The following is a 24,561-nucleotide window of genomic DNA, read 5'->3' as shown; positions in this document are numbered from 1 at the left end:
TCCCGATCGCTGGATGTCGCATGTTGAAGTTCACGGCCACCGAGTGCGGAAGCAAGGTCGATCACGGAACCCTGATCTGCGGCGCTTCCAATTCGAACGCGAAAGACGCCGAGTGGCACTCCTTCATATTCATGCGCGCGCACCGCAGTCTCGATGACGACAGCGGTCCTTACTTCGAGCTGGACGACCAGTCGCAAGGCTTCTACAACGGCGTCAGGAGCATTGTTCTGGCCGATCGGTCGATGACGATTGCGCTCGCCCCGCCCAAGAACCAGCTCTTCGGCCATCGGCTGATCATTGTCGAGCTGGCCTGCCGGGACTCGCAGATCGCCAAGTTTCGTGCGGGCATCGAGCACGTGTTCCGCGATCAGCTCTGGCGCATTCGTGACGCCTGAGCGGAAAGCGGGGTGAGAGCCTGCAAGGCCTGCCGATCGGATCGCCCGCTCCACCCACGCGAGATCGCCGAGGAGACCGTGCAGCCGTCCGACAAGAGCAATGCCGATCCCTACGTCCCGGCTTACGAGGCGGAGCGAGCGATGTCGTCGCCGCGCGCCGTTCGGGCGCGCCGCGCGATCGTTCGAATCGACGGTCGCCGCGTACACGGAAGAGGGTATCGCACGAGCCCGCTTCCCAAGGCGCCGGTGCAAGCGCGCATCGTCTTCGTTCTCGACCGGTAGAGGCCGGCGTCCGGGCAGAAAGCGCCGTTCATGCCCGCGGCGTCGACGCGGCCCACTCGAGGACCGCCGTCGAGGCGACGCCGACGATGCTTTGCTTTCTTTCCGCGCGATGTGCGGGATACTGGCGGCGCGAACGCGGTCACAGGCCGGTTCCGCGCGGCGTCGGCGTCATCTTGCACCAGGGGGAATCATGCAACGCATGTCCGTCGGCCATCCCGACGTCTCGGAACTGCTGGCGGCTCTCGATCGCGGCGAGGCAGCGGCGCACGATGCGCTGTTCGCGCTCGCCTACGATGAACTCAAGCGCATCGCGCGCGGGCACCTGCGCCGTTCCGGCGGCGCCGTGACGGTGAATCCGACCGCACTGCTGCACGAGGCCTGGCTGCGATTCGCCCGCGGCCGCGGCGAGATCGACGGCAGTGCGCATTTCTACAACGTATTCGCCCAGGCAATGCGCCAGACCCTCATGGATCTGGCCATCCGCAATGCGACGGCCCGTCACAGCGGCGGCCTGCTGCGCACCGAGCTGACCGAGCGCATCGAGCAGCCGGACAAGCCGCTCGACGATTTGCTCGCGCTGGACGAGGCGCTCGTGCGCCTGCAGACCTGCGATGCCGAGCTGGCGCAGCTGGTGGAGTGGCATTCCTTTCTCGGCCTGCCCCTCAACGAGATCGCGCGTGTACGCGGCGTCAGCGAGCGCACGGCCAAGCGCCACTGGGCGATCGCGCGCGCGTTCCTGGCCGATGCGATCCGCGGCGACGCGCCATCGGCGCCCGCGCCCTGAACCGATTGCGCGCGGTGGCGGTCGCGGGCGACCGCCGGCAGGCCTGCGACGGCTCTGCGCGGCGCGCCGCTCAGCCCGGCGGGCGCGAGCGCTGCAGGGACAGCAGCGGGCGCAGGCGCGGATCGTGCGGGCCGATGCGCTGCATCGTGGCGATGGCGGAAGCCAGCCGCGCGGGTGCCGCATCGCGCGCTTCAGCGTCGGCTCCATCGCCCAGACCGTCGGTGGCGAGTTCGGCGTCCACGTGGGCAGCGCCGAGTTCGCCGAGCCAGCCGGTCTCGCGCTGCAGCTGGCCGGCGCGGCGGTGGCGCGCGAGCGCTGTCGCGCCGTCGCCGCGGCGGCGCGCGGCGGCGCCACCGTACAGCGCGAGGTCCGCCAGTTCGAAACCGGGGTGCGCGCCCTCCAGATGCGCCAGTGCTTCGTCCAGCTCGGCGTCGCCCCGACTGACCTCGCCCGTCGCGCTTCGCGCGACGCCGCCGAGTCCGCGCGCGTACCAGCGCTGGGCATGCGCGGCGCGCCCGTTTTCCGCGAACAGGCGTTCCGCGTCGCTGAAGCTCGCCAGGGCGTCGGCCACGGCGCCATCGGCGAGCTGGATGCGCCCGCGGAAGATCAGGTTCGACGCCACGCTGACCGGGCTCGCGCTGCGGGTTTGCCGCAACGCCTCGTCCACCCGGCGCAGCGCGCCGGCGTAGTCGCTGGCGTAGTAGTCCAGCAGCGCACGTGAGCGTCCGGTGTTGACCGCCCCGGGATTGCCGCCGCCGTCGAGGCTGCCGAGGATGCCGTCGGCCTGGTCGAGCAGCGCGCGCGCCTCGTCGAAGCGGCCGAGCTGGATCAGGGCCGAGGCGCGGCCGAACAGGAGGAACCCGATGCGCGGGTGCGTGCCGCCCAGGCGCGCGTGCAGGATGGCGATGCCGTGCATGAACGCCTCGTCCGCTTCGCGAAAGCGGCTGAGGTTGTACAGCCCGGTGCCGAGATTGCCGTAGTCCATCGCCAGATCGACCTGGTGATCGCCGTCCAGTGCGCGGCGCAGCGGCAGCACGCGCTGGTACCAGTCCAGCGACGCTGCGGCATCGCCGCGCATGCTGGCGAGCTTGCCGTGGCTGGTGTAGGCCTGGATCAGCGCGCGCTGCGGATTGCCGGCGCGGGCGAGCAGGGCAATGGTCCGGGCGAGATGCGCGGACGCCTCGTCCAGATGCGCCGATTCGATCTCGACGCTGGCGAGCTGCTGGCTCGCTGCAGCGCCGTCGCGCGGATCGACGCCGGAACCGGAGCGCAGCGCGTAGGCTTCGCGCGCCGCCTTGAGCGCGGCGTCAAGCCGGCCGCGATTCTGCAACGCGCGACTGAGCTGCAGCAGCACGTCGGCGCGCACTTCCGGCTCGTCGCGCAGTTCGACGTGGGCCTGCTCGACCGCACGCTCGATCACCTCGGCGAGGGTGAAGTCGCCGCGGTTGTTGCCGCTGAACCGGTCGGTCAGGTCGAGCGTGGTGAGCAGGAAGCGATTGGCCACATCCGAGCGGTGTGCCTGCAGCTCGGCGCGCCGCGCGGCCTGCACGCTGAAAACGGTCGCCGCGAGCAGCGCCGATGCGGTTGCCGCGGCCGCGGCGGCGGTCCACGGCCTGCGCGTGACGAAGCGGCGCGCGAAATAGGCGAGCCCGGCGCGACGCGCGCTCACCGGCCGCCCGTCCAGGAACGCACGCAGATCCGCGATCAGCGCATCCATCGACGGGTAGCGGTCGCCCGGCGACTTGGCGAGCGCCTTGCGCACGATCGCGTCGAGGTCGCCGCCGAGACGGCGTTTCAGGCGCGCCAGGGCGGTCGCATCGCCCCACGCGCCGCGCGTGCCGGTCTCCTCCAGCGCCCGCGAAAGCGGCATCGGGTCTTCCTCGCTGACCGCTTGGGCCCATGCCAGCCCGTCGCTCGAGTCGGCGCGGTAGGGCAGGGCTCCCGTGAGCAGGCGAAAGCACAGCACGCCGAACTGATAGACGTCGGTGGACACCGTGATCGGCGCATTGCGGAACTGTTCGGGCGCGGCGTATTCGGGGGTCATCGGCCCGAAGGCGGCCCGGGTCGCCGCGTCGCCGTCTGCTCCGATCAGTTTGGCGATGCCGAAATCGAGCAGCTTGGCGCGGCCGTCGGCGGTGACCAGGATGTTGGAGGGTTTGATGTCGCGATGCACGATCAGGCTGTGGTGCGCGTGTGCGAGCGCGCCGGCCACGTCGATCAGCAGCCCGAGACGCTGTGCCAGATCCAGTTCGTGGTCGCGGCAATAGTCGCCGATCGCGATGCCGTCGACGAATTCCATGGTGTAGTAGGGCTGGCCGTCCGCGGTCTGTCCGCCCTCGAACAGCGTTCCGATGTGCGGATGGGCCAAGTTGGCGAGGATCTGCCGTTCGCGCTCGAAGCGTTCGCGCGCCGCCGGCGACGTGCCGTCGCTGCGCACGACCTTCAGCGCGACGCGATGCACGAGGTTGTCGACGCTGCGCTCGGCCAGGTACACCGCACCCATGCCGCCGATGCCGATCAGCCGCAGCAGGCGAAACGGCCCGATGCACTCGCCGACACGCGCGGCGTCGGCCGTCTGGGTGACTTCGCCGGCCTCGACCAGCTGCGGCGCCATGCGTTCGATCGGCGGCACCCAGGGCTGCCGGCGGTTGTTGGCGTGTTCGAGCAGCAGCCGCCGCAGGTCCTCGCGCAGGGGCAGATCGGCGTCGGCGAGATCGGCGAGATAGCGCTCGTATCCGCGCTCGTCCAGATCCAGCGCCTCGTCGAGCAGCCGGCGCAGCCGCTGCCATCGTTGCGGATCCATCGGCGTGGCCTGCATCGGGTTTTCTCCGCCGGGGAAAGGCGCCGCTCCGGCCACAGGGACACGCTCACCCGCAACGATCCGTCCCGCCCTCGCGGCGAGTGTACGCCAGCGGCGAGCACGCGCGTGTCCCCTTGCCGCGGCAATCTCGTAATGAGGAGGACACGCCCACTGGCTTCGACCCGGAACCCTCCATGCGCCTGAATACGACACCCAATCCTTTGCCTGCACGATTTCAGCCGCGATCGGCACCCGCGAACCCTCGAAGGAGGACGCGCTTCCTCCATGGCCCCGGCCTGCGCGCCTGGATGGCCGTGTTGCTTCTGCTGCTGGGTGCGGGCGGCCACGTCCGCGCGATGACCCTGTGCGCCAATTCGGCGGTTTCGCTGCAGGCCGCGTTCTCGGTGAGCGAAATCGTGCAGCAGGAAGTGACCATCCAGATCGCCAGCGGCTCCTACGCGCTGCCCGGCATGATCGTGCACTTCGCCGCACCGGTGACGCTGCTGGGGGGATACAACGGCGACTGCACGTCACGGACGGCACCGGTGAGCGCGGCCAATACCGTGCTCGATTTCGGCGGCTCCGGGGTGCTGTTGCAGCAGATTTCCGGCACGCCGCAGTCGAAGATCGTCGTCGACGGGGTGTCCTTCCTCAACGCGGCTCCGTTCAAGCTCTACGTCGGGGACTGGGGCGAGGACAGCGCGATACGTCTGTCGCGCACGCGCATCAGCGGCGTGCCGGGCTTCGGCGAGCAGAGCGAGATATGGATGTGGGGCGAGGGTACGATCGATCTGGAGAACGTGCTGATCGACCGCATGGCCACCCAGATGGCCAGCAACGAATGCACATTCGAGATCCAAGCGATCAGTGGAGGCTCGATCTCGCTGAGCAGCGTCACCGCGGACATCGCCTGGAACAAGAAATTCTGCCTGGCGGGCCCCTCGAGCGGTGACAGCGTGGCCAACATCCACAACAGCATCCTGTGGTCGTCGGTGCAGACCTCGTCGATTGACGCCAGCTTCATCGACACGGTCAACGTCGTGAACAGCACGTACTTCGCGCTGCTTCGCCACGGAGCGAACGGCCAGACCATCGACGTTCTCCATGTCGATCCGCTGTGGGCTGCGCCGGGCAATGGCGACTATCGGCTGCTGGCCGCCTCGGCGTCGGTCAACTCGGGTACCGTGATCGTGCCGACCGGACTTCCGGCCACCGACGTCGAGGGCCACGCGCGCTGGGTCGGCAGCCGCCCCGACCGGGGCGCGTACGAATCGCCGTTCGACGATGCGACGAACTACGTCGTGACCACGGTCGCCGACAGCGGCGCCGGTTCCCTGCGTTCGGCCATGGAGCAGGCCAATTCGCTGCCCAACCCGGCGACCATCACGTTCGCGATCCCGGGAGCCTGTCCGCACGTGATCGCGCCGCTCACGGTTCTGCCGAAGGTCACCTCGCCGATGATCATCGACGGCACCAGCCAGCCCGGCTCCACGCTCAACGATGATGCGGACGCGTTCAATGCGAACGTCTGCGTGATCGTCAAGCCGGCGAGCGGCACGCTGCCGCTGGGTTTCGCCGTCCCGCAGAATGCCGCCGCGGCGTCGCTGACCCTGCGCGGTGTCGCGATCGGCGCCATCACCCAGCCGGTAGTCCTGCTCGGTGGCAGCAACCACGTGATCGCGGGCAATCGTTTCGGCGGCTTGGTCGGCGGGGTGCAGCTGCCCGGGGCGGGGCTGTACGCGGTGTCGATCGGCGTCAACGCCAGCGGCAGCCTCAGCGTGGGCGGTGTGCACGTCGACGATCGCAACGTGATCAGCGGCGCCAGCCTGGGCGGAATCAACGTGATGGGGAGCGTGGTCAGTTCGCCGGACCGTTGCGCCATCCTCAACAACCTGATCGGCCTCAGTCCGAGCGGCAATACCGCTCTGCCCAACTTCACCGGCATCAATCTCAGTGGCAGCGGCTGCTCGATCGTGGGCAATCGCATCGCCGGCAACGACAACGATGCGATCTGGATCAACGGCGGCAGCGACAACGTCGTCCAGCGCAACATCATCGGCGTCGGCGTGAACGGCAACACGCTGTTCAGCGCCGGTGCGGGCGTGCGCATCGGCGCGGGCAGCGGCAACGTCGTCGGCGCCTCGGCCACCAGCGCCGTCGCCGGCACCATTTTCAGCAACACCATCCGCGGCATGGGCGCCGGCGGCATCGTGGCCGTCGCTGGCAGCGACAATGTGTTGCGCACCAACCTGGTGTACGGCAATGGCGCGCAGGGCCAGGGCATGGCGATCGACCTCGGCGTCGCCGGGCCCGACGCGAACGATGCGGGCGATCTCGACGACGGAGCGAACCGGATGCAGAACTTTCCGACGATCCAACGCATCGTGCTCGCGCAGGCGGGAGGATCACTGACGGACGTGCCCGCCACCGTCGGAGGCCAACTCGACGCGGCACCGGGCAGCTATCGCATCGATGCGTACTACTCGCACACCTGCAATCCCGCGGTGCACCTCACGGGTCGCGGGGAGGCCGAGGCCTTCATCGGAACGCGCCGCATCGACCTGCTTGCAGGCGAGGCGACGTTCGAGATGCCCGTCGTGATCCCGGAACTCGCCGACGCGGCGTACGTCAGCCTCACCGCCACCGACGCCACCGGCAACACGTCCGAGATCGGCACCTGCTTCGCCTTGGGCCATGCCGATGGCGACGCGATCTTCGCCGATGGCGTCGACGGGCCGACGTAACGGTTCCGGGGCCGGATATCGCGCAACGGACCGGGAGGTCTTTTGCAAAGGTCGGAGCGCGCTCGGCGGACGAGCGCCTCCGCCCTGCTTCTTTCAAGGGCGCTTCCTTTCCCGTCGACGTAGGCGATAATCGCGGGCGACTCCGATCCCTCATGGCCCCATGACCATCGAAACCGAAGACGACGTCGTCGCGCTCAAGCGCATCGGCAGGATCGTTTCCAGCGTGCTTCACGAGATGCTCGACGCGGCCGAACCCGGCATGACGACGCGCGAGCTGGACGCGCTCGGCGAGCGCTTGCTCGACCGGCACGGCGCGCGCTCGGCGCCGAAGCTCACCTACGACTTTCCCGGCTTCACCTGCATCAGCGTCAACGAGGAAGCCGCGCACGGCATTCCGGGCGACCGGGTGATCCGGCCCGGCGACGTGCTGAACGTCGACGTTTCCGCCGAGCTGGACGGCTACTTCGCCGACACCGGCGGAACCCGGGTGATACCGCCGACCAATCCGCAGAAGACGCGCCTGTGCCATGCCACGCGCACGGCCCTCGAGCAGGCCATGCGGCAGGCACGCGCGGGCCGGCCGATCAACGGCATCGGCGCGGCCATCCAGCGCACGGCGAAGGCCTACGGTTTGCGCATCATCGAGAACCTCGGCAGCCACGGCGTCGGTCGTGCGCTGCACGAGGCACCCGAACACATTCCCGGCTACTTCGACCCGACGGACCGGCGCATCCTGGAGGAAGGCATGGTGATCACCATCGAGCCCTTCCTCTCGACGAGGAGCCGCATCGTGACCGAGACCTCCGACGGCTGGACCCTGGTCGGCGCACCCGGCAACCTGTCGGCGCAGTACGAGCACACGATGATCATCACGCGGGGCGAGCCGATCGTGGTGACGCGGCACTGAGGGGAGTCGGACGAGGTCCGGGCGCGTTGCGGATGGCGCTTCTTCGTTGCCTAACGCGAAGCCGAAGGTGTGCAAGGCCGGCCGGACGATCCGTCGTCAATCTGAAGTCTGGCTCCGTCAACGATGGGAATGAATCCTTCGGCAGGCCTGGGCGACAGATCGACGTGGACGATCACCTCCTTGGCGCCGCAAGGCGCGCTCTTCAGTACTGCGGAGATGTTGATCTTGGACCTTTCCACGGTTCTCCCGGAAAGAGCTCCCTGAAGTCGGGCGAACTGCCTCGCGGATTCATCCGACAGTCTCAACGTGTAAATGGTGCTGTCTTTGGTCTCCTGTTTGCCAAGGAGCCCGGCAATTCCATCCCCTGGCCGCTGCTGGTCAGTCAGTTTGAATTCCCCGCCGAACGATTGGCCGGAAGCCTCGACGCGAACATCCATCAAGCTATCTTCGATGCTCACTTCGAAGTCTGGCGGGACAGTGATTCGTACCTTGATGAGCTGGGGATCAAGTTCTGCAAAGTCGCGCTCGTCGAATGAGTACATTTTTACCATGGTCGACAGCGGTACGTAGGCGCAGGCGCACGGCAGAAGGCAGGCGGAGACGAGAGTAAGAAAATTGAACAGCCGAACCATTCCGATCCTCATGTGCCGCTCGTCCTGAAAAGCAAAAGAATCGCCTGGCCATGATGGTCGGGCGATACGGGCGAGCCGTCAAAATCAGGGTTCCCGCATGCGCCCGCTGAACCGGGCCGCAAGCAGCGCCAGGTGGCCGGTATCGTCCAGGCAGGCGAAGGCGAAGGCGGAGCGCTTTTCCAGGCGGCCGCTGGCCGCTCCCATCGGCCGGATCAGTGGCCCGTCTTCGTTTCCTGTCGATTTCTCATCCGGCCGATCGTCGTACCGTCGTCACCAGCGATTGCGATCCAGGCCCAGGAGCGTGCAATGACCTCTGAAACGCCGGCACCCGACTCGCCCGCCGCCACCGTCCATCCCCCGCAGTCCCTCTGGCGCGAGCTGCGCGACGCCGTGCGCGGCACCGACGCGGACTACACCACGATCCCGCTGCGCCGCGCGGTGTTCCTGCTGGCCGTGCCGATGGTGCTGGAGCTGGTGCTGGAATCGACCTTCGCGGTGGTCGACATCTTCTTCGTCTCCAAGCTCGGCCCTTCGGCCGTGGCCACGGTCGGCCTCACCGAGAGCTACCTGTTCCTGCTCTACGCGGTGGCGATGGGCCTGGCGATGGCGGTGACCGCGGTGGTGGCGCGGCGCATCGGCGAGGGCAAGCGCGAGGAGGCGGCGGTCGCCGCGGTGCAGGCGATCTTCGTCGCCCTGCTGGTGGCGGTGCTGCCGGCGCTGGTCGGCGTCTTCTACGCACAGGACCTGCTGCGCCTGATGGGCGCCGACGCCTGGGTGATCGAGCACGGCTACCGCTACACACAATGGATGCTCGGCGGCAACGCGGTGATCGTGCTGCTGTTCGTGATCAACGCGATCTTCCGCGGCGCCGGCGACGCGGCGATCGCGATGCGCGTGCTGTGGCTGTCCAACGGACTCAACATCTTGCTGTGCCCGCTGCTGATCTTCGGTTTCGGCCCGGTGCCGGCGCTGGGCATCGAGGGCGCGGCGATCGCCACCAACATCGGCCGCGGCTGCGGCGTGCTGTTCCAGCTGTGGATGCTGTTCCATGCCGGCAAGCATCTGCGCGTAAGCCTGGAGCAGCTGGTCTGGCGCGGCGCGATGCTGTGGAACATCGTGCGCACCTCGCTCGGCGGCATCGGCCAGATGATCGTGGCGATGACGGCGTGGATCTTCCTGATGCGCATCCTCGCCGCGATCGGCAGCGAGGCGGTGGCCGGCGCGACCATCGCGATCCGCATCATGATGTTCACGATGATGCCGGCCTGGGGCATGTCCAACGCGGCGGCGACCCTGGTCGGACAGAACCTCGGCGCCGGCCACGCCGACCGCGCCGAGGCGTCGGTGTGGCGCATCGGCTGGTACAACATGGCCTATCTGGTCGGCGTGTCGGTGCTGTTCTTCGCCTTCCCGCAATCGCTGGTCGCCTTCTTCAGCAGCGATCCGGAAGTGGTCAAGGTCGGCGCGGAATGGCTGCGCATCCTGTCGTATTCGTTCTTCGTCTACGGCTGGTGGATGGTCACGGTGCAGGCGTTCAACGGCGCCGGCGACACGATCACGCCGACCAAGATCAACGCGGTGTTCTTCTGGCTGATCCAGATCCCGCTGTGCTACCTGCTGGCGATCCACCTGGGCTGGAAGGAGCTGGGCGTGTTCTGGGGCGTGTTCGTCTCGGAGACTTCGGTCGGCCTGTTCACCCTATGGCTGTTCACGCGCGGAACGTGGAAGCAGGCGAAGGTGTAGTCAGGTCAGCCAGGCTTCGAGCGTCTGCAGCGCGTCCTTGCGCGGATGCTCCGCTTCTCCGGACGGTCCATGCCGGCGCCCCTGGTAGTCGACGACCAGTTCGCCGAACGGGTCGTCGACCGCGTCGGTTTCCTCGATGACCAGCTCCAGGTCTTCCAGCGCATCTTCGACGCCGGCGACCTCCAGCGGCATGCGCAGGATCATCAGCCAGGTGACGAACGTCGCGTCGGCGTCGCCTTCGCGGGCATTGCGGACGGCGGCAGCAATGGTCGATGCGCGATCGGCGAAGTGGGCGCGAGCCGGCGCTTCGGACGGAAACACGGCGATCGCTTCGCCCTCGGATTGAAGATCGCCGGTGTCGACGTTCTCGAAGCTGGAAATGACGATGTAGCTCATTGCGGATGTGCCTCTGGGCGTGATCGGGCGCGCCGGATGGCTCGCTGCAGCAGGCAACGGTAGCGCGGAACGCGGCGGAATGCTTTTTTCGACGACGTCGGCGCGCAGCTCCATGAATTCGCGCAGGAGATCAGCTTGACCGGCCGCCGGTCGGCGTCGATGATCGGCGCGCTGCCGGCGTTCTCGGGGTACGGCGGCCAAGGCGTCGGAACGATGCGGCTTTCGCTGCATCGGCTCCATCGGCGCTGCACGTCTCTCCATCACGAGGAACCCCATGAAAACGATACTCGCCGCCCTGATGACCGCCGCCGTTGCCGCAGCCGCGCCCGTGTCCGCCAAGTCTTCCGCCGGCTCGTCGCTGGCCGGCCACTGGAGCCTGGACGTCGGCACCTTGCCGATGCCGCAGGAGATGCGGCCCAAGCGCGTCGACCTCGAATTCCGCAGCGCGGCCGACGGAAAATGGAAGACGCACGTCGAGATCGTCGACCAGGCCGACAAGACGCTGTACTCGGAGTCGATGCTGTCCCTGGACGGCACGCCGGGGCAGGCGTCCGGCACGTACTGGGTCGATACCTGTGCGGCGAAGATGCCGGCGCCGAACGTGCTGGTGATGCAGTTCGCGTACAAGGGCGCGCCGACCTCGACGCGCGTCTATTCGCTGAGCGAAGACGGCAAGGCGCTGACCGAGACGGAGGCGTACTTCAAGAAGGACGGCACGCCGGCGATGCGCACCGTGGTCTTCAATCGCGTGCCCGAGAAATCCTGAACTTCGCCGGCGGGTACGCACGCGAACCCGGACGCTGCGCAAGCGAGCCTCGTATCACGGCGTCATTCCCGCGAACGCGGGAATCCATTCATGCCTTTGCGGTCCGGGAAGGGCGGCAATCGAACGAGGAGGTGACGTCGTGATCGAAGGCTCCTGTCTCTGCGGCGCGGTGCGCTGGACCTTCGCCGGCCGGCCCGACGGAGCGACGGCGTGCAACTGCACGGCCTGCCGTCGCTACGGCGTGCTGTGGGCCTACGACTACGAAAACGAAGGCATCTCGGTCTCCGGCCGCACGCAGCCGTTCGCGCGCGGCACCGCGCTCGATTTCCACTTCTGTCCGGTCTGCGGCTGCATGGTCTTCTGGCGCGGCAAGCGGATCGACGAGCAGGGACGCCGGCGGGTCGCCGTCAACCTGCGCCTGGCCGAGCCCGGCGCCGTCGCGGACGTTCCGATCGACCACTTCGACGGACTGGACACCTTCGAGGACCTGCCGCGCGACGGCCGCTGCGTCGCGGACTACTGGTCCTAGGCGGGGCGATCCATGCACGTGGAATGCGTCCGGCAAGTCGACGCCAGCGAACCCGATGCGGACGGCACGTACGAGTACCACTACGAGTACGACGTCTATCGCTTCACGCAAGACGGCCTCTGCTTCGTCGCGCGCAGCTACACCGACACGTCGGACGAGGCGCACTTCCTGTGCCTGGAATCGGACGGGCAGCGTCGCCTGCTCGCCGACGCGGACCTCGGTCACCCGCTGTTCCTCGCCGCCGCGGCGCATCTGCGCGACGTCGGCAAGGCGCATCTGAACTGGCTCAGCGGCCGCGGAAACGGCTACGAGGCCGTGCCGTCACGCCGTGCGGTCTGATCATTCCCGTCGCCTGCGCCGGGCCTTCGGTGTTGCAGCTTCCGGCAATCCCTTCCCTGGGATACGCGAGGCGAACGCCCACTGGGTCCGTCAATGCTTCCCGCCCGATTCCGGCGGCGGCATCGGAAAGCGCACGGCCGGTCCGGACGGCTCCTGTCCGGGCGGCAGCGCCGCAGGCGCGGCGTCGCCGGAAGCGCCGAGCGAATGGACGAATGCCCACAGCGCTTCCAGGTCTGCCTCGCTCATCTCGTTGAGCGCCCAGTACGGCATCGGCGGACGCGTGGTCAGCGCGCGCGCGTAGGCCTTCCAGGTCGGCAGGTCCATCGCACCGATCTTCGTGCGCAGGTTGCCCGGATAGGTCGTGCCCCAGGCGCCGCTGAAACCGAGATCGCTGCCGGTGAGCCACTGCGACTCGGGAACCTTTCCGCCGCTCGGCGCGAAGCCTTTCGTGTGGCAGTCGTTGCAGCCGCCGATCAGCGCCACGTAGCGGCCGCGGCGGATCCTGTCGGGGTCGGAAGCGGGGGCGGCGGGTTGCGCCGCGACGGCGGAAAGCGCGGCGAGCAGCAGGCTCGCCGTGATGAGAATCCTGAGCATGGGAACGTCCGAACGACCGGCACGATGCGGTCCTACGTCGGCAATAACGGAGCCGCGCGGGATTTCCTATCGCGCGACACGCCTTCGCGGGCGGAGTCGTTCAGCCGGACGGCCACCGGCCTGCTTCAAGGCGGCGCATGCCGCGAACGGCGATTTCCGCTTCCGCGCCTCATCCGCCCTTCTGCGGATCGAAGAACGGAATCGGCGTGCCCGCGTAGATGTTCGTCGGCAGCTGCCCGTTCCAGCGCTCGGCCTTGGTGCGCTCGACCTCGATGCGGCGCAGCTCGAGCACTTCCTTGCTGCGCGCGAGCGCCTCGTTCTGCACGCGCAGCGCTTCGGCCTGCGCATTGGCGGCCTTGATCGTCGCGTAGGCTTCGCCGTCGGCCTGCGCCTTCAGCGCGTTCGCCTCGGCTTCGGCCACGGCGACCTTCTGCTTCTGCTCGGCTTCGACGGTGCGCACCTTGTTCTCGGCGGCCAGGCGCAGCTGTTCCTGCGTCACCTTGTCGTTGATCGCCTTCATGTAGCTCTCGGAGAAGGCGAAGGTGCGCATGTCGATGTTGATCACCTGCGCGCCGTACTTCTCGAGCTTCTGGCGCAGCTGTTCGAGGATGTCGTTGGACACCTGTGCGCGCTTGCCGATCAGGTCCGGCGCGTTGTAGCGCGCGGTGACGGCCTTGAACACCTCCTGCGTGGCGGTCTGCACGTACGAGGACAGGTCGCCGTTGTGGCTGTATTTCTCGTACACCTCGCTGACGCGGTCGGGAAGGATCGAGTAGCGCACGGTCAGGTCGGTGTCGACCGGCTGCGTGTCGCTGGTCGAGCCGGTCGCCTTGTCGATGTGCGCGGCTTCGGCGCGCACGGAGAACAGGTTCACGTTCTGCCACGGCGGCACGAAGACCAGTCCCTCCGACTCGATGCCCTTGATCGCGCCGAACTGCGTGCGCACGCCGCGCGAACCGGTGGGCACCTGGCGGAACGGCCAGAACGTCCACACGAGCAGGACGGCGACGGCGGCGATGGCGGCGTCGCGGACGATCTTTTCCGGCTGGAACTGGCCACTCGGGCCACGGTAGCGCGACATGTCTCTCTCCCTTTTCGTGGTCGGCGGGTCCCTCGAGGCGCGCGAGCGTACCACGCGGGGCGGCGCGTTCCGGCTCGCCTGCCGCCGGCCCGCGTGCGCCGTCCGGCGGGCGGGGCCGGATGGATGAGCCGTTCCGCCGCCGGATTCCGAACCCTGTCAATGAGGCGGACCGCCGGCATCGAGCCGCCGGTCCGCGAGACTTCCACCGGAACAGGAATCCACGCCATGACGCTCCTCAATTCCAGCACGGTCAGCCGCCATTTCTTCGACGCCAGGGCCTCCTTCGCGCCGCGCGCGGCCGACGCGGACATCACGTACACGGTGAAGGCCGGTGACAGCTACTACGGCATCGCGCGCGACCACCTCGTGCACGGCGGCATCCAGAACCCGAGCCAGGCGCAGATCGTCGATTACATGGAGCGCATCGCCGCCGCCAACGGCACCCGCACCGACGACGTGCTGCTGCCGGGCGACGAACTGGTCCTGCCGCCGCTGGACGAGCCCGTCGCGCAGACTCCGCCGGCAGCGCCCGCCGCGGGCCGCAGCGAGGTGGTCGACGCCTCCGACGGCATCGACGTCGCCGAAGGCGCCTACGTGCTGGAAAGGAACTTCGACGCCATCGACACCGACGGCAACGGCAAGCTGTCCGAGCAGGAGATCGACGCCTACGCCGCGACCGTCGATCCGGCCAGCGCCGAGGGCCAGGCGATCGTGCAGATCCGCGATTCGCGCGGCGTGGACGGCGGGCTGTACCAGGAGATCGGCTACGGCGCGAACAGCGGTTCGTACGGCGACGGCACGATCAGCGCCAAGGACATCGCCAACGTGCTGGCCTCCTCGCCGGTGCCGCCGGGGCTGGACGCGGACGCGCAGGCTGCCTTCGTCAGCAACCAGCTGAACGCGATCAACCGCGCCGTCGAGCACGGCTACGGCAAGGGCGACGCCGCCGACCTGGTCGAGATGGTGCTGGCGCGCAACGCCGCCGTGCTGGCCGATCCGCAGGTGGCCGGCCGGGTCGATCTCGATGCCGCCACGACCAGCGCTGGGTTCCTGGCGGACAAGTCCGACAACCCGGTCGCGCTGACCACCCTGAGCAACCTGCTCGCCGCCGGCATCGACCGCAAGCACGAACTCAATCTCGACACCGACGCGGCCGGCGCCATCGGCGCGCTGGCGAACGTGTTCGAGCGCTACCTCGAACTGGAAGGCGGCAAGGATCCGGCCGCGATCGCGCAGGCGGCGCAGGACTTCATCGTCGACAGCGGCCTGGATCGCATCGGCCTGAGTCCGTTCACCGTCGGCGTCGTGTCCGGCGCCGTCATCGGCGGCGGCCTGGATCGCGTGCAGGCGATCACCGACGACAGGAACCGGCAGAACGACATGTTCCGCGCCGCCCTGACCGGCGCCGCGGTCGGGTTCTCGATCCTTTCCGCGGGCGCGGCCACGCCGGCCGCCGCCGTCGCGCTGGCGGGCGCATCGGAGTTCTTCGGCGTCTCCGCCGGCCTGATCGACGACGCGACCGCCGACAACGGACCGCTCTACACCGTCGAAGGCGGCCTGCGCCTCGGCTTCGAGGAACTGGACGCGCCGGCCAACCCGCGCGACCCCGGCGACGCGAGCTGGGTCACGTGGAGCGAGCAGGACATCGACGCCGCCTCGCGCGGCCTCGACGCCGGCCTCAACGCTTCCGGCTATCCGAGCTGACGAAGGGAGCGCCGAGCGGAATGCGCAAGCGGCCTTCCGCTCGGCGGTGCGTTCGCCGTCGAACCGCGCGAGGGCGGCCTGCGCCTAGCGCACGCGGCGGAAATCGGTGACCCAGTTGGTCTCCCAGGTCTTGCCGCGGTCGGCGGAGAAGGCCTGTTCCCAGTGCGCCGAATCGGCCGCGATGCCGGACCAGATGAAACGCACGCGGATCGGTTTGCCGCGCAGCACGTCGTCGGCGTAGAAGGTGCCGACGCCGTTCTCGAAGCGGCCCTTCACCGGCGGCTCCAGGCTGCCGAACGGATTGCGGCCGTCGAGCCACCAGATCGCCCACTGGCCGCTGGCCGGGTCGTAGGCGCGCAGCGTGACGCCGCGGTACTCGCCGCCGCCGGGCATGTCGAAGACGTTCTCGTCGACGTTGGCATAGCCGTCCATCAGCGGCCAGGCGGTCTGCGTGCCGTCGAACTCGACCCATTCGGTGCTGCCCGCCAGGCGCTCCTTCAGACGGCGGTGGTGGGCCGTCCACTGGCCGGTGCGATGGTCGAACGCGTGCAGGCCGGCGAGATCGGTCTTCTTCAGCGGCTGCGGATTGTCCTGCGTGGCGTGGACGGGGGCGGCGAGTGCCAGCGCCAGGCAGGCGGCGGCCGGTACGATGCGTGCGGATGTCATGCTCGATCCTCGTTGGGTGATCCAGGGAGCGTCCGCGGCGGCTTTCGCCGGGCGCCTGCACGGTGTATCGCCGCGGCGCCGGCCGGGAAAGGACACAAGCGCGCCCATCCGATGGAGCCATCCGCACGCGTTGACCGTTTTCGCTGCGGCCACGCACACTTCGCGTATGCCACTTTCCGAACTCGACAACCCGTTCTGGTCCTCGCTGCGCAGCCGTCATCGCGCGATCGCACTCGATGCCGGCCTCGCCGCGCGCTATCCGTCCGACTACGCGCCGTTCCTCGGCGTGGCCGATGCCGATGCCGACGTCACCGAGGCGCTGGCGACCCTGGTCGCGCCCGGCGAAAGCGTCTATCTGCTCGGCGTCGCGCCGCGCGTGCCGCCCGGCTGGCGCCTGCAGGCGTTCCGCCCGCTGGCGCAGATGGTCCGCGACGAACCGCTCGACGCGGTCGACGGCCCCGACGTCGTCGCCTTGTCGGATGCGCATCGTGCCGACGTGCTGGCGCTGACCGCGCTGGTCTATCCGCACTATTTCCGCGAACGCACGATGCAGCTCGGCCGCTACTTCGGCCTCTACGAGGACGGGCGCCTGGCCGCGATGATCGGCGAACGCCTCGGCACCGGCACGACCCGCGAGATGAGCGCGATCTGCACGCATCCGGATTTCAACGGCCGCGGCTACGCGCGCCGGCTGACCGCGATGCTGACCAACGACGTGCTCGCGCGCGGCGTCGCGCCGTTCCTGCACGTCAGCCACGACAATCCGCGCGCCGGGCAGCTGTACGAGCGCATCGGCTATCGCCTGCGCCGCGACATTCCGTTCTGGTCGCTGCAGCGCCCGCAGGAGGCGGCGTGAGCGCCGGCGGCATCGCGATCGCGCTCGGCACGGCGCTGGTGCTCCTCGCCGGTCCGCTCGCGTTCGCGCTGGCCGGCTGGCGGCGCGCGCGCCGCACGCGCGGCGCGGCGGCGCCGCACGTTGCGTGGAATGCACGGCTGACGCTGCTGTCGGCGCTGCTCTACACGCTGGCCTTCAACCTGATCTTCTTCGTGCAGGAGCTGTTCCTGGTGCTGCCGAAGGCCTTGACGCCGGGCCTGAGCGCGACGCTGTTCCACAACGACCACCGCTGGCAGGGCGAGCATCCGCTGGCCAGGCTCTTCCAGGGCACCGGTGTGCTGGCGACGCTGATCGTGGCGCTGGCGTGCATGGCGTTGCTGCGCTCGAGCCGCGTGCGTTCGACGGCGTGGCGGCTGCTGCTGGTCTGGATGGCCTACTGCGGTGCGTTCATGGCGCTGCCGCAGCTGGTCGTCGGCGCGCTCAGCGGCGGCAGCGACGTCGGCATGGCGATGGACTATCTGCGATTGAACGCGGCGACGAAGACCGCCATCGCGCTGCTCGCGCTGGCGGCGATGCCGCCGCTGGCGCTGTGGCTGGTGCGCGAGCTGCTCCGACTCGCCGACGCGGCGGCCTCGATCGACGGCGTCGGTGCGCGCACGCGCTTCGTGTTCCGCGTCGCGACCGTGCCGCTGCTGCTCTCGCTGCTGCCGATCGTCGCGTTCCGCGTGCCGCGCGAGTGGATCGAGGTGATCGTGGTGCCGCTGGTGGTCGCCGCGATCGGCCTGGTCTGGATGCAGGCCGGCGCGTGGCGCGTCGGCGCGGTGCCGGCGCGCGGCCACGGCCAACCGCTGCCGCTGGCGTGGCCGGCGGCGGCGGTGCTGGCCCTGCTGCTGCTGTTCCAGTGCGTGCTGCGTCCGGGCGTGACGTTCGGCTAACGCGCCGCAGGGCCGGCCCGATGACGGACCGGCCCGGTGCGGCCGGCCCGGCCTAGTCGGACGCCGCAGCCTCGCTGCGGGCCGCCCGCCGCGCGACGCGCGCGCCGAGCACGCAGGCGGCGAACAGCACCAGCGCGGCGACGAGGAAGGCCGTGCCCGCGTGCGGCAGCGGCGCGTCCGGCCCGATCGAGGCGGCGTAGACGGCGCCGAAGAACAGCGGCGAGACCACCCCGGCGATGCTGCCGACGCTGTTGTTGGCGCCTTGCAGCTGGCCCTGTTCCGACTCGGACACGCGCTGGGTCATCAGCGACTGCAGCGTCGGCATCGCCAGCGCCCACAGCGCGTTCGGGAACAGCGCCAGGGTGAAGGTCCAGCCGTTCGGCGCCAGTCCCATGCAGGCGATGCCGATGCTGCCGGCGAGCAGGCCGAACACCATCACCGGGCGGTCGCCGAAACGCCTCACCGCCGCGCCGGTCAGCACGCCCTGCACGATCAGTTCGAGCACGCCGGCCAGCGCCAGCAGCAGGCCGACCTGCCATGCCGTCATGCCGTAGCGGTGCCCGGCGTACAGCACGAATACCGCCGAGAACACGTGATGGGCGAAGTACAGCAGGAAGTTCACCACCGCCAGACCGGCGAGTTCCGCGTGCGAGCGCAGCAGGCGCAGCGCGCCGAGCGGATTGGCGCGGCGCCACGAGAACGCCATGCGCCGTTCCGGCGGCAGCGACTCGGGCAGGATGAAGGCACCGTACAGGAACGCGATCGTGCTCATCGCCGCGGCGGTCCAGAACGGCGCGCGCGGCGACCATTCGCCGAGCACGCCGCCGAGCAGCGGGCCGGCGACGAAGCCGGCGCTGAACGCGGCGCCGACCAGACCGTAGCCGCGCGCGCGGTGCTCGGGCGCGGTGATGTCGGCCATGTAGGCGTAGACGGTGGTGAAGCTGGCCGAGGTGACGCCGGCGACGAGACGGCCGAGCGCGAGCCACCACAGGTTCGGCGCCAGCGCCATCAGCACGTAGTCGGCGGCGAGGCCGGCGGTGGACAGCAGGATCACCGGACGCCGCCCGTACTGGTCGGACAGCGAGCCGATGATCGGCGAGGCGACGAACTGCATCAGCGCCCACAGCGCGACGAAGATGCCGTTGATGATGCCGGCGCGGGCGCTCGATCCGGTGAACTGCTCGATCAGCGGCGGCAGGACGGGAATGACGATGCCCATCGCCACGATGTCGAGCATCGCGGTGACGAGGATGAACGCGATCGCGGCCTTGCCGGCGCGAAAGGCGGGAGAGGACATGGGGATTTTTCCGAGGCGGGCGCGCGGAAGGCGCGCATGGAAGTCCGGCGGACGCGGAAGGCGTCCGTCGAGGCGCTATTCAGCAGCTGACGACACTTTGCATAGCGGCGGACCTCGGAACGGGTGTTGCGAGAGCGCGCGATGATACCTCGTCCGGCGGCTCGCGCAAGCGCGTCGAGCCGCCGGATGCGACGTGCGCATCAGGAGCGCACCGATGCCTCGATGCTGCGGCGGCGTTCGATCTCGGCGGGCGAGGGCTGCTCCAGCGCGAACGAACCGTAGGCCGGCTTGCCGGCGCGACGGTACAGATGGATCGCCACGCCGGTGCTGGTCATGATCGTGTCGGTGAGGGTCAGCGCGGCCGGCAGCGCGCCGTCGGCGAACAGCCGCTTGCCGCGGCCGAGCACGAGCGGGAACACCCACAGCCGGAATTCGTCGACCAGGTCGTGCCGCAGCAGGGTCTGCACCAGCTCGCCGCTGCCGGTCACCTGCAGCTCGCCGCCGGGCTGCTGCTTGAGCCGCGCGACTTCCGCGGCGACGTCGCCGCGCAGCAGCACCGAGTTGTCCCAGTCGAGCACATCGAGCGTGCGCGAGGCGACGTACTTGCGCACGCGGTTGAGCTTGGCCGCGATCGGATCCTCGTCGCCGACGTGCGGCCAGTGCGCGGCGAAGATCTCGTAGGTCCGGCGCCCGAGCAGCAGCGCGTCGGCCGCCTCGCTCCAGCCGGCGGCCAGCTCGCCCATGCGCTCGTCGAACCACGGCACCAGCCAGCCGCCGTGCGCGAAGCCGCCGCTGCGGTCCTCCTCCGGCGCGCCGGGCGCCTGCATGACGCCGTCCAGGGTGATGAAAGTGCCTACCACCAGTTTCATCGTCGTGCCTCTGCGTTCGGAAGTTCATGACAATGACGAGCGGGAGGGACGCGGATCGACATCCGCGAACCGGCGCGCGGCGCGACCGGTGTCAGCGCGGCGTCGTCGCCCGCGCGTACGTCGCCGCGACGTCGTCGAGCAGCTTGCGCAGATCCTCGCGCGCGTACCAGCGACCGTTCGTCATCACGCCCAGCGGCGTGCGCACGGTGGACAGGTCCTCGAGCGGGTTGGCTGCGAGCAGGAGCAGGTCGGCGCGGCTGCCGGGCGCGACGGTGCCGAACGGCTCGGCGCCGGGCATCGCGCGGCGGATCAGTTCGCCCGGCGTGCGCGTCGCGGTCTCCAGCGCGCGGTAGCGGCTCAGGCCGGCGCGCTCGAGCGCCTGCAGGTCGTCGTGCAGCGACGTGCCCGGCGCGACGCCGGGAATCGTCGGCGCATCGGTGCCGGCGAGCAGCGGCACGCCGGCGTCGCTCATCGCCTTGATGAAGCGCGCGAGGAAGGCGAGTTTCGCATCGAGGCTGCCGCTGCGCTTCGCGTAACCGCTGCCGCTCCAGTCGATGCGCCATTGCGGCGCGAGCCAGCGCGTCTGCGGCCGGCGCAGGAAGCCGGCGACGACGTCGGGCCGGCCCCATTGCCGCGCGATCGTCGCGTAGGTGTTCAGGTCCGCGGTGACGAAGGCGCGGTTGCGCCGGATCGTCTGGATCGCCTCGGGGATGCGCTGCGCGTCGGGCGCGGCGTCGGGCGCGGCGTCGGACGTGGGGAAGAACGCGTAGAGGAACTCCTCGGCGTGGGCGACCATCAGCTGGCCGGCGTCGAGCTGGCGCTGCAGCCCGACGCGCGTGACGCCGTGGCCGACCACCGGCAGGCCCTGCGCGCGGCCTTCCTCGACCAGCGCGGCGAAGGCCTCCGGCGACAGGTCGTTGTAAACCTTGATGAACTCGTAGCCGTTGGTCTTCGCCAGCCGCACGATCCAGCGCGCCTCATCCGCGTTGGTCACGCTGAAGTGGCCGTAGCGCGGCGAGCCGTCGACGACGAAGGCCGCGTACACGTGCGGACCGGGTTTGGTGCCGGCGTGGATCGCCTGCCGGATGCGGCCGACGAACGCGTTCGAGGCCTCGCCCATGTTCAGCACGCTGGTCACGCCGTTAGCGAGATAGACCTTCATCTCCTCGGCGGTGTCGGCGTGCGTGTGCATGTCGGCCAGGCCCGGTGCGAGATAGGCGCGGCCGTGGCCTTCGACGATCCGCGCGCCCGGCGGGACCGGCATCGAGGCCTCGATCGCCGCGATGCGGCCGTCGCGCACCAGCACGGTGCGGTGCGGCAGAACGCGCTCGGAATCCATCGGCACCACGTTGACGTCGACGAAGGCGGTGACCGCGCCCTGCGCCGACTCGGCGGCGAAGGGGCGCGGGGACAGCAGCGCAAGGCAGGCGGCGCAGGCGGCCGCGGCGAGATGGACGGGGCTCAAGGCGGATCCTCGCGGCGCGCGCAAGGCGCCGTCGCCTCTTCGATGCGGCATGGAGGCGAGGGGTTTGCAGCGTGCGCCGCTCAGAGTTCGATGATCGGCTTGAAGCCGCCCCAGAACATGCGCATGCCGTCGAACGGCAGCTTCTTCGGGTCCGACGGCGCGGCCAGGCGCGGATCGGCCATCACCTTGGCCACGATGCGGTTGCGCTCGGCGCGCGACTTGTACACGACCCACGAGAACACCACGACCTCGCCGGGCTTGAGCTTGACCGCCTGCGGAAAGGAGGTGACCTTGCCCGGCTGCACGTCGTCGGCGACGCACTCGACGTAGTGCAGCGCGCCGTGCTCGCGCCAGATCTTGCCGGCCAGACGCGCCAGCTTGCGGTAGGCGGCGAGATTGGCCTTCGGCACCGGAAGGACGAAACCGTCGACGTAGGACATGGGGCTTCCTCGGCAGATGGCCGCCGGCGGCGGCCTTCCCGAAGACGACGATCGGTGTCAGCGCAAATCGACAGGCCCGGCGAAATTCATTCGGTGACGCCCTTGGCCTCGGCCGTGGCCGCCAGCTCCGGCTGGCTGATGCGCCGCGGGCGCATGATCAGCGGGTGCACGAACACCGCTGCGATGATGATCGCGGCGCCGAGGTAGAACATCGGCGTCAGCTCGTTCTGCTCGCCCAGCAGCAGCGCCGCCAGCGCGATCGCGTAGACCGGTTCCAGATTGGTCGCCAGCTGCGTGGCGAACGCGCTCATGTGGCGCAGCGCGACCAGCCACAGGCTGAACGGCAGCAGCGTGCAGGCCAGCGCCAGCACGACCAGATAGACGCCGTCGTGCGCGCCCGGCAGCACGAACGGATCGCCGCCGAGCGAGGGGTGCACCAGCGCCAGCACCGGCGCGAGCAGCATCAGCGACAGCGCGCCGGCACCCAGTTCCAGGCCGGTCACCGAGAATGCGTCGCCGTGCTCGACCAGGCGCTTGTTGAGCGAGCCGAACAGCGCGACCAGCACCGCCGACACCGTGCCGACGAGCAGGCCCAGGCGCATCTGGGTCGGTACGCCGCCGGCGACCAGCGCCACGCCGGGCAGCACGGCCAGGCCGAGCAGCAGCTCGCGCATCGAGAAGCGGCGCCCGGCCAGCTTCGGCTCGATCAGCGCGGTGAACGGCGTCGCCAGCGCGATGCAGGTCGCGCCGACCGAAGCATTGGCGAGCTTGATCGAGGCGTAGAAGGTGAGCCAGTGCAGCGCGACGATCACGCCGATGCCGGCGTAGGCGAGCATCAGCCGGCCGGACATCGCGCGCAGGCCGCGCCACGCGCGCGGCAGCAGCGCCAGCGCCGCCACCACCAGCAGCATGCGCCACCACACCAGCGGCAGCGCGTCGAGCGTGATCAGCTTGCCGAGGATCGCGGTGAAGCCCCACAGCAGGACGCAGAAATGGATCTGCCATTGGGCCTTGGCGGCGGGGGAGAGCGCGTGCACGATCGGGAATCCTCGGGTGTCCACGGGAACGGCGTCGCCGTCTCCCGCTCTGCCCGCGAAAGCGGCGAGCACGGCAGACGAGGGCGGCCGGGTGTGCGCAGCGAGGCGGTGCGGTGCGCTGCCGCGGCGACGATGCAGCGCAGCATTCTAGCCCGAGGCGGGCGGCTCAGGCGCCGTGTCCTCTCGTCGGTGGGGGCATGCCGACATTCCTCGACGCCGCAATGGATTCCCGCGTTCGCGGGAATGACGGCGCGGTTCGACGCGGTTCCGCGAACGAGTGGAACCCTGTGAGGTGGCAAGGGGGTTTCCGATGCCGCGGGAATGACACCCCCGCCGTCATGCCCGCGAACGCGGGCATCCATGGAAGCGATCCCGGTTCGCGCCTGCACGCTCGTGCGTCCGCTTCCGTGCGGCCCCGGGCACCGCTGCGACGCTGCGTCCGCGCAAGGCATTGCCAGCCCGCGCGTGCCGCCCGGACAATCGGCGCATGAATCGCCAGGCGTGGAACCGCATCGAACTCAACGGCGAGCCGGCCGGGCTCGACGATCTGCGCCTGCTGGCGGTGCAGAACTACGGCCACTTCACCTCGATGCAGGTGCGCGACGGCTGCGCGCCGGGCCTGGACCTGCATCTGCAGCGCCTGCAGCAGGCCACGCAGGAACTGTTCGGCCACCCGCTCGACCTCGAGGCGACGCGTGGCTGGATGCGCCGCGCGGTCGCCGGCGCGGACGAACTCTCGCTGCGTGTGAACGTGTTCTCGCGCCGCTTCGACCGCGACCGTCCGCTGACGCCGGCCGCACCGGACGTGCTGGTCACCACCGCTCCGGCCCGCGCGTCGGCCGGTCCGCCGCTGCGCGTGGCCAGCGTGCGCTACCAGCGCGAGGCGCCGCACATCAAGCACGTCGGCACCTTCGGCCTGTTCCACCAGCGCCGCCTGGCGCAGTCGCGCGGCGCCGACGACGCGCTGTTCGTCACGGCGGACGGCGCGGTGTCGGAAGGCTCGATCTGGAACGTCGGCTTCTTCGACGGCGCGCGCGTGGTCTGGCCCGACGCGCCGATGCTGCGCGGCGTGTCGATGCAGCTGCTGCAGGCCGGCCTGCGAGAGACCGGCGTGCCCAGCCTCGTGCGCCGCGTCGGGCTGGACGAGATCGCGAACTTCCGCGCCGCGTTCTTCACCAATTCGGGTTGCGCCGTGCAGCCGATCGCCGCGATCGACGCGGTCGAATTCGCCGCGGCGCCGGAGCTGGCCGGCGCGCTCGCCGCGGCGGTGCGAACGGCGCCTTGGCAGCGAATCTAGGGATTGCCGATATCCGTCCGCCGG

24 protein-coding genes are annotated in these 24,561 nt (G+C 69.6%); 13 read left to right on the top strand and 11 right to left on the bottom strand.

Going from position 1 to position 24,561, the window contains the following annotated elements:
* Nucleotides 1-20 precede the first annotated feature (20 nt).
* The 3 genes from ACFO6Q_RS08240 (at nucleotide 21) to ACFO6Q_RS08230 (ending at nucleotide 1,461) form a co-directional block, all read left to right on the top strand.
* Complete coding sequence (locus ACFO6Q_RS08240; RefSeq protein ID WP_380020152.1) at nucleotides 21-395, top strand: hypothetical protein; 375 nt, start codon at nucleotides 21-23, stop codon at nucleotides 393-395.
* A gap of 12 nt (nucleotides 396-407) precedes the next feature.
* A complete protein-coding gene (locus tag ACFO6Q_RS08235) occupies nucleotides 408-677 on the top strand; it encodes a hypothetical protein (protein WP_380020151.1) in 270 nt (89 codons plus the stop codon).
* Between the two features lie 190 nt (nucleotides 678-867).
* A complete protein-coding gene (locus ACFO6Q_RS08230) occupies nucleotides 868-1,461 on the top strand; it encodes an ECF-type sigma factor (protein WP_380020150.1) in 594 nt (197 codons plus the stop codon).
* A 70-nt stretch (nucleotides 1,462-1,531) separates the two neighbouring features.
* On the opposite strand, the gene ACFO6Q_RS08225 is transcribed toward ACFO6Q_RS08230, so the two are convergent.
* Nucleotides 1,532-4,264 (bottom strand): serine/threonine-protein kinase, encoded by a 2,733-nt coding sequence (locus tag ACFO6Q_RS08225; RefSeq protein WP_380020149.1) that lies wholly within the window; start codon nucleotides 4,262-4,264, stop codon nucleotides 1,532-1,534.
* Between the two features lie 98 nt (nucleotides 4,265-4,362).
* Between ACFO6Q_RS08225 and ACFO6Q_RS08220 the strand changes: the two genes are divergently transcribed.
* Together ACFO6Q_RS08220 and map are read left to right on the top strand one after the other, a co-directional pair.
* Entirely contained in the window at nucleotides 4,363-7,005 is a 2,643-nt protein-coding gene (locus ACFO6Q_RS08220) for a choice-of-anchor Q domain-containing protein (protein ID WP_380020148.1), read from the top strand.
* Between the two features lie 160 nt (nucleotides 7,006-7,165).
* Entirely contained in the window at nucleotides 7,166-7,912 is a 747-nt protein-coding gene (gene map / locus ACFO6Q_RS08215) for a type I methionyl aminopeptidase (protein ID WP_380020147.1), read from the top strand.
* A 50-nt stretch (nucleotides 7,913-7,962) separates the two neighbouring features.
* Here map and ACFO6Q_RS08210 read toward each other — a convergent pair whose 3' ends face one another.
* The gene (locus ACFO6Q_RS08210) at nucleotides 7,963-8,556 is read right to left on the bottom strand and encodes a hypothetical protein (protein ID WP_380020146.1); all 594 of its coding nucleotides are present in this window, start codon (nucleotides 8,554-8,556) and stop codon (nucleotides 7,963-7,965) included.
* A 294-nt stretch (nucleotides 8,557-8,850) separates the two neighbouring features.
* Here ACFO6Q_RS08210 and ACFO6Q_RS08205 point away from each other — a divergent pair, with 294 nt between their 5' ends.
* On the top strand, nucleotides 8,851-10,287 hold the full coding sequence (locus ACFO6Q_RS08205) for an MATE family efflux transporter (protein WP_380020144.1): 1,437 nt from the start codon (nucleotides 8,851-8,853) through the stop codon (nucleotides 10,285-10,287).
* On the opposite strand, the gene ACFO6Q_RS08200 is transcribed toward ACFO6Q_RS08205, so the two are convergent.
* Entirely contained in the window at nucleotides 10,288-10,959 is a 672-nt protein-coding gene (locus ACFO6Q_RS08200; protein WP_380020142.1) for a hypothetical protein, read from the bottom strand.
* Nucleotides 10,960-10,981: 22 nt separating this feature from the next.
* On the opposite strand from ACFO6Q_RS08200, the gene ACFO6Q_RS08195 reads away from it, so the two are divergent.
* The 3 genes from ACFO6Q_RS08195 (at nucleotide 10,982) to ACFO6Q_RS08185 (ending at nucleotide 12,317) form a co-directional block, all read left to right on the top strand.
* A complete protein-coding gene (locus tag ACFO6Q_RS08195; protein WP_380020720.1) occupies nucleotides 10,982-11,449 on the top strand; it encodes a LuxR family transcriptional regulator in 468 nt (155 codons plus the stop codon).
* Nucleotides 11,450-11,588: 139 nt separating this feature from the next.
* Nucleotides 11,589-11,978 carry a GFA family protein gene (locus ACFO6Q_RS08190; RefSeq protein WP_380020141.1) on the top strand — a complete coding sequence of 130 codons (390 nt, stop codon included), beginning with the start codon at nucleotides 11,589-11,591 and terminating at the stop codon, nucleotides 11,976-11,978.
* A gap of 12 nt (nucleotides 11,979-11,990) precedes the next feature.
* Complete coding sequence (locus tag ACFO6Q_RS08185; protein WP_380020140.1) at nucleotides 11,991-12,317, top strand: hypothetical protein; 327 nt, start codon at nucleotides 11,991-11,993, stop codon at nucleotides 12,315-12,317.
* Nucleotides 12,318-12,407: 90 nt separating this feature from the next.
* Here the strand turns inward: ACFO6Q_RS08185 and ACFO6Q_RS08180 are convergent, their stop codons facing one another.
* Both ACFO6Q_RS08180 and ACFO6Q_RS08175 read right to left on the bottom strand, forming a co-directional pair.
* Nucleotides 12,408-12,911 (bottom strand): cytochrome C, encoded by a 504-nt coding sequence (locus tag ACFO6Q_RS08180; RefSeq protein ID WP_380020139.1) that lies wholly within the window; start codon nucleotides 12,909-12,911, stop codon nucleotides 12,408-12,410.
* A 169-nt stretch (nucleotides 12,912-13,080) separates the two neighbouring features.
* The gene (locus tag ACFO6Q_RS08175) at nucleotides 13,081-13,992 is read right to left on the bottom strand and encodes a prohibitin family protein (RefSeq protein ID WP_380020138.1); all 912 of its coding nucleotides are present in this window, start codon (nucleotides 13,990-13,992) and stop codon (nucleotides 13,081-13,083) included.
* Nucleotides 13,993-14,217: 225 nt separating this feature from the next.
* Between ACFO6Q_RS08175 and ACFO6Q_RS08170 the strand changes: the two genes are divergently transcribed.
* Entirely contained in the window at nucleotides 14,218-15,696 is a 1,479-nt protein-coding gene (locus ACFO6Q_RS08170) for a LysM peptidoglycan-binding domain-containing protein (RefSeq protein ID WP_380020137.1), read from the top strand.
* Nucleotides 15,697-15,780: 84 nt separating this feature from the next.
* Here the strand turns inward: ACFO6Q_RS08170 and ACFO6Q_RS08165 are convergent, their stop codons facing one another.
* Entirely contained in the window at nucleotides 15,781-16,362 is a 582-nt protein-coding gene (locus ACFO6Q_RS08165; RefSeq protein WP_380020136.1) for a hypothetical protein, read from the bottom strand.
* Nucleotides 16,363-16,528: 166 nt separating this feature from the next.
* Between ACFO6Q_RS08165 and ACFO6Q_RS08160 the strand changes: the two genes are divergently transcribed.
* Nucleotides 16,529-17,218 carry a GNAT family N-acetyltransferase gene (locus ACFO6Q_RS08160; protein WP_380020135.1) on the top strand — a complete coding sequence of 230 codons (690 nt, stop codon included), beginning with the start codon at nucleotides 16,529-16,531 and terminating at the stop codon, nucleotides 17,216-17,218.
* Nucleotides 17,215-18,132 (top strand): hypothetical protein, encoded by a 918-nt coding sequence (locus tag ACFO6Q_RS08155; protein WP_380020134.1) that lies wholly within the window; start codon nucleotides 17,215-17,217, stop codon nucleotides 18,130-18,132. Before ACFO6Q_RS08160 ends, ACFO6Q_RS08155 begins: the two co-directional genes overlap by 4 nt.
* A 52-nt stretch (nucleotides 18,133-18,184) precedes the next feature.
* On the opposite strand, the gene ACFO6Q_RS08150 is transcribed toward ACFO6Q_RS08155, so the two are convergent.
* The 5 genes from ACFO6Q_RS08150 to ACFO6Q_RS08130 form a co-directional block, all read right to left on the bottom strand.
* On the bottom strand, nucleotides 18,185-19,429 hold the full coding sequence (locus ACFO6Q_RS08150) for a TCR/Tet family MFS transporter (protein WP_380020133.1): 1,245 nt from the start codon (nucleotides 19,427-19,429) through the stop codon (nucleotides 18,185-18,187).
* 200 nt (nucleotides 19,430-19,629) lie between these two features.
* Nucleotides 19,630-20,298, bottom strand: coding sequence for a dihydrofolate reductase family protein (locus ACFO6Q_RS08145; protein ID WP_380020132.1), 669 nt, complete (start codon nucleotides 20,296-20,298; stop codon nucleotides 19,630-19,632).
* Nucleotides 20,299-20,389: 91 nt separating this feature from the next.
* Nucleotides 20,390-21,763: an amidohydrolase family protein gene (locus tag ACFO6Q_RS08140; RefSeq protein WP_380020131.1), complete on the bottom strand. Its 1,374-nt coding sequence runs from the start codon at nucleotides 21,761-21,763 to the stop codon at nucleotides 20,390-20,392.
* An 80-nt stretch (nucleotides 21,764-21,843) separates the two neighbouring features.
* The gene (locus tag ACFO6Q_RS08135; protein WP_380020130.1) at nucleotides 21,844-22,203 is read right to left on the bottom strand and encodes a DUF1428 domain-containing protein; all 360 of its coding nucleotides are present in this window, start codon (nucleotides 22,201-22,203) and stop codon (nucleotides 21,844-21,846) included.
* Nucleotides 22,204-22,289: 86 nt separating this feature from the next.
* Complete coding sequence (locus tag ACFO6Q_RS08130; protein ID WP_380020129.1) at nucleotides 22,290-23,240, bottom strand: DMT family transporter; 951 nt, start codon at nucleotides 23,238-23,240, stop codon at nucleotides 22,290-22,292.
* 487 nt (nucleotides 23,241-23,727) lie between these two features.
* Between ACFO6Q_RS08130 and ACFO6Q_RS08125 the strand changes: the two genes are divergently transcribed.
* Entirely contained in the window at nucleotides 23,728-24,537 is an 810-nt protein-coding gene (locus ACFO6Q_RS08125; protein ID WP_380020127.1) for an aminotransferase class IV family protein, read from the top strand.
* Nucleotides 24,538-24,561: the final 24 nt, after the last annotated feature.

This window comes from Dokdonella ginsengisoli (genome assembly GCF_042652785.1).
Classification (GTDB): Bacteria; Pseudomonadota; Gammaproteobacteria; order Xanthomonadales; family Rhodanobacteraceae; genus Dokdonella_A; species Dokdonella_A ginsengisoli.
Note: the sequence above shows the minus strand (reverse complement) of the source record. Positions and strands in the feature narration are given on the sequence as shown.

Excerpts from the sequence above, each read along its gene's own strand:
- ACFO6Q_RS08240 (WP_380020152.1), top strand. The coding sequence starts at position 21 with ATGTTGAAGTTCACGGCCACCGAGTGCGGAAGCAAGGTCGATCACGGA.
- ACFO6Q_RS08230 (WP_380020150.1), top strand. The coding sequence starts at position 868 with ATGCAACGCATGTCCGTCGGCCATCCCGACGTCTCGGAACTGCTGGCG.
- ACFO6Q_RS08225 (WP_380020149.1), bottom strand. The coding sequence starts at position 4,264 with ATGGATCCGCAACGATGGCAGCGGCTGCGCCGGCTGCTCGACGAGGCG.
- map (WP_380020147.1), top strand. The coding sequence starts at position 7,166 with ATGACCATCGAAACCGAAGACGACGTCGTCGCGCTCAAGCGCATCGGC.
- ACFO6Q_RS08210 (WP_380020146.1), bottom strand. The coding sequence starts at position 8,556 with ATGAGGATCGGAATGGTTCGGCTGTTCAATTTTCTTACTCTCGTCTCC.
- ACFO6Q_RS08205 (WP_380020144.1), top strand. The coding sequence starts at position 8,851 with ATGACCTCTGAAACGCCGGCACCCGACTCGCCCGCCGCCACCGTCCAT.
- ACFO6Q_RS08200 (WP_380020142.1), bottom strand. The coding sequence starts at position 10,959 with ATGGGGTTCCTCGTGATGGAGAGACGTGCAGCGCCGATGGAGCCGATG.
- ACFO6Q_RS08195 (WP_380020720.1), top strand. The coding sequence starts at position 10,982 with ATGACCGCCGCCGTTGCCGCAGCCGCGCCCGTGTCCGCCAAGTCTTCC.
- ACFO6Q_RS08185 (WP_380020140.1), top strand. The coding sequence starts at position 11,991 with ATGCACGTGGAATGCGTCCGGCAAGTCGACGCCAGCGAACCCGATGCG.
- ACFO6Q_RS08180 (WP_380020139.1), bottom strand. The coding sequence starts at position 12,911 with ATGCTCAGGATTCTCATCACGGCGAGCCTGCTGCTCGCCGCGCTTTCC.
- ACFO6Q_RS08175 (WP_380020138.1), bottom strand. The coding sequence starts at position 13,992 with ATGTCGCGCTACCGTGGCCCGAGTGGCCAGTTCCAGCCGGAAAAGATC.
- ACFO6Q_RS08170 (WP_380020137.1), top strand. The coding sequence starts at position 14,218 with ATGACGCTCCTCAATTCCAGCACGGTCAGCCGCCATTTCTTCGACGCC.
- ACFO6Q_RS08165 (WP_380020136.1), bottom strand. The coding sequence starts at position 16,362 with ATGACATCCGCACGCATCGTACCGGCCGCCGCCTGCCTGGCGCTGGCA.
- ACFO6Q_RS08160 (WP_380020135.1), top strand. The coding sequence starts at position 16,529 with ATGCCACTTTCCGAACTCGACAACCCGTTCTGGTCCTCGCTGCGCAGC.
- ACFO6Q_RS08150 (WP_380020133.1), bottom strand. The coding sequence starts at position 19,429 with ATGTCCTCTCCCGCCTTTCGCGCCGGCAAGGCCGCGATCGCGTTCATC.
- ACFO6Q_RS08145 (WP_380020132.1), bottom strand. The coding sequence starts at position 20,298 with ATGAAACTGGTGGTAGGCACTTTCATCACCCTGGACGGCGTCATGCAG.
- ACFO6Q_RS08135 (WP_380020130.1), bottom strand. The coding sequence starts at position 22,203 with ATGTCCTACGTCGACGGTTTCGTCCTTCCGGTGCCGAAGGCCAATCTC.
- ACFO6Q_RS08125 (WP_380020127.1), top strand. The coding sequence starts at position 23,728 with ATGAATCGCCAGGCGTGGAACCGCATCGAACTCAACGGCGAGCCGGCC.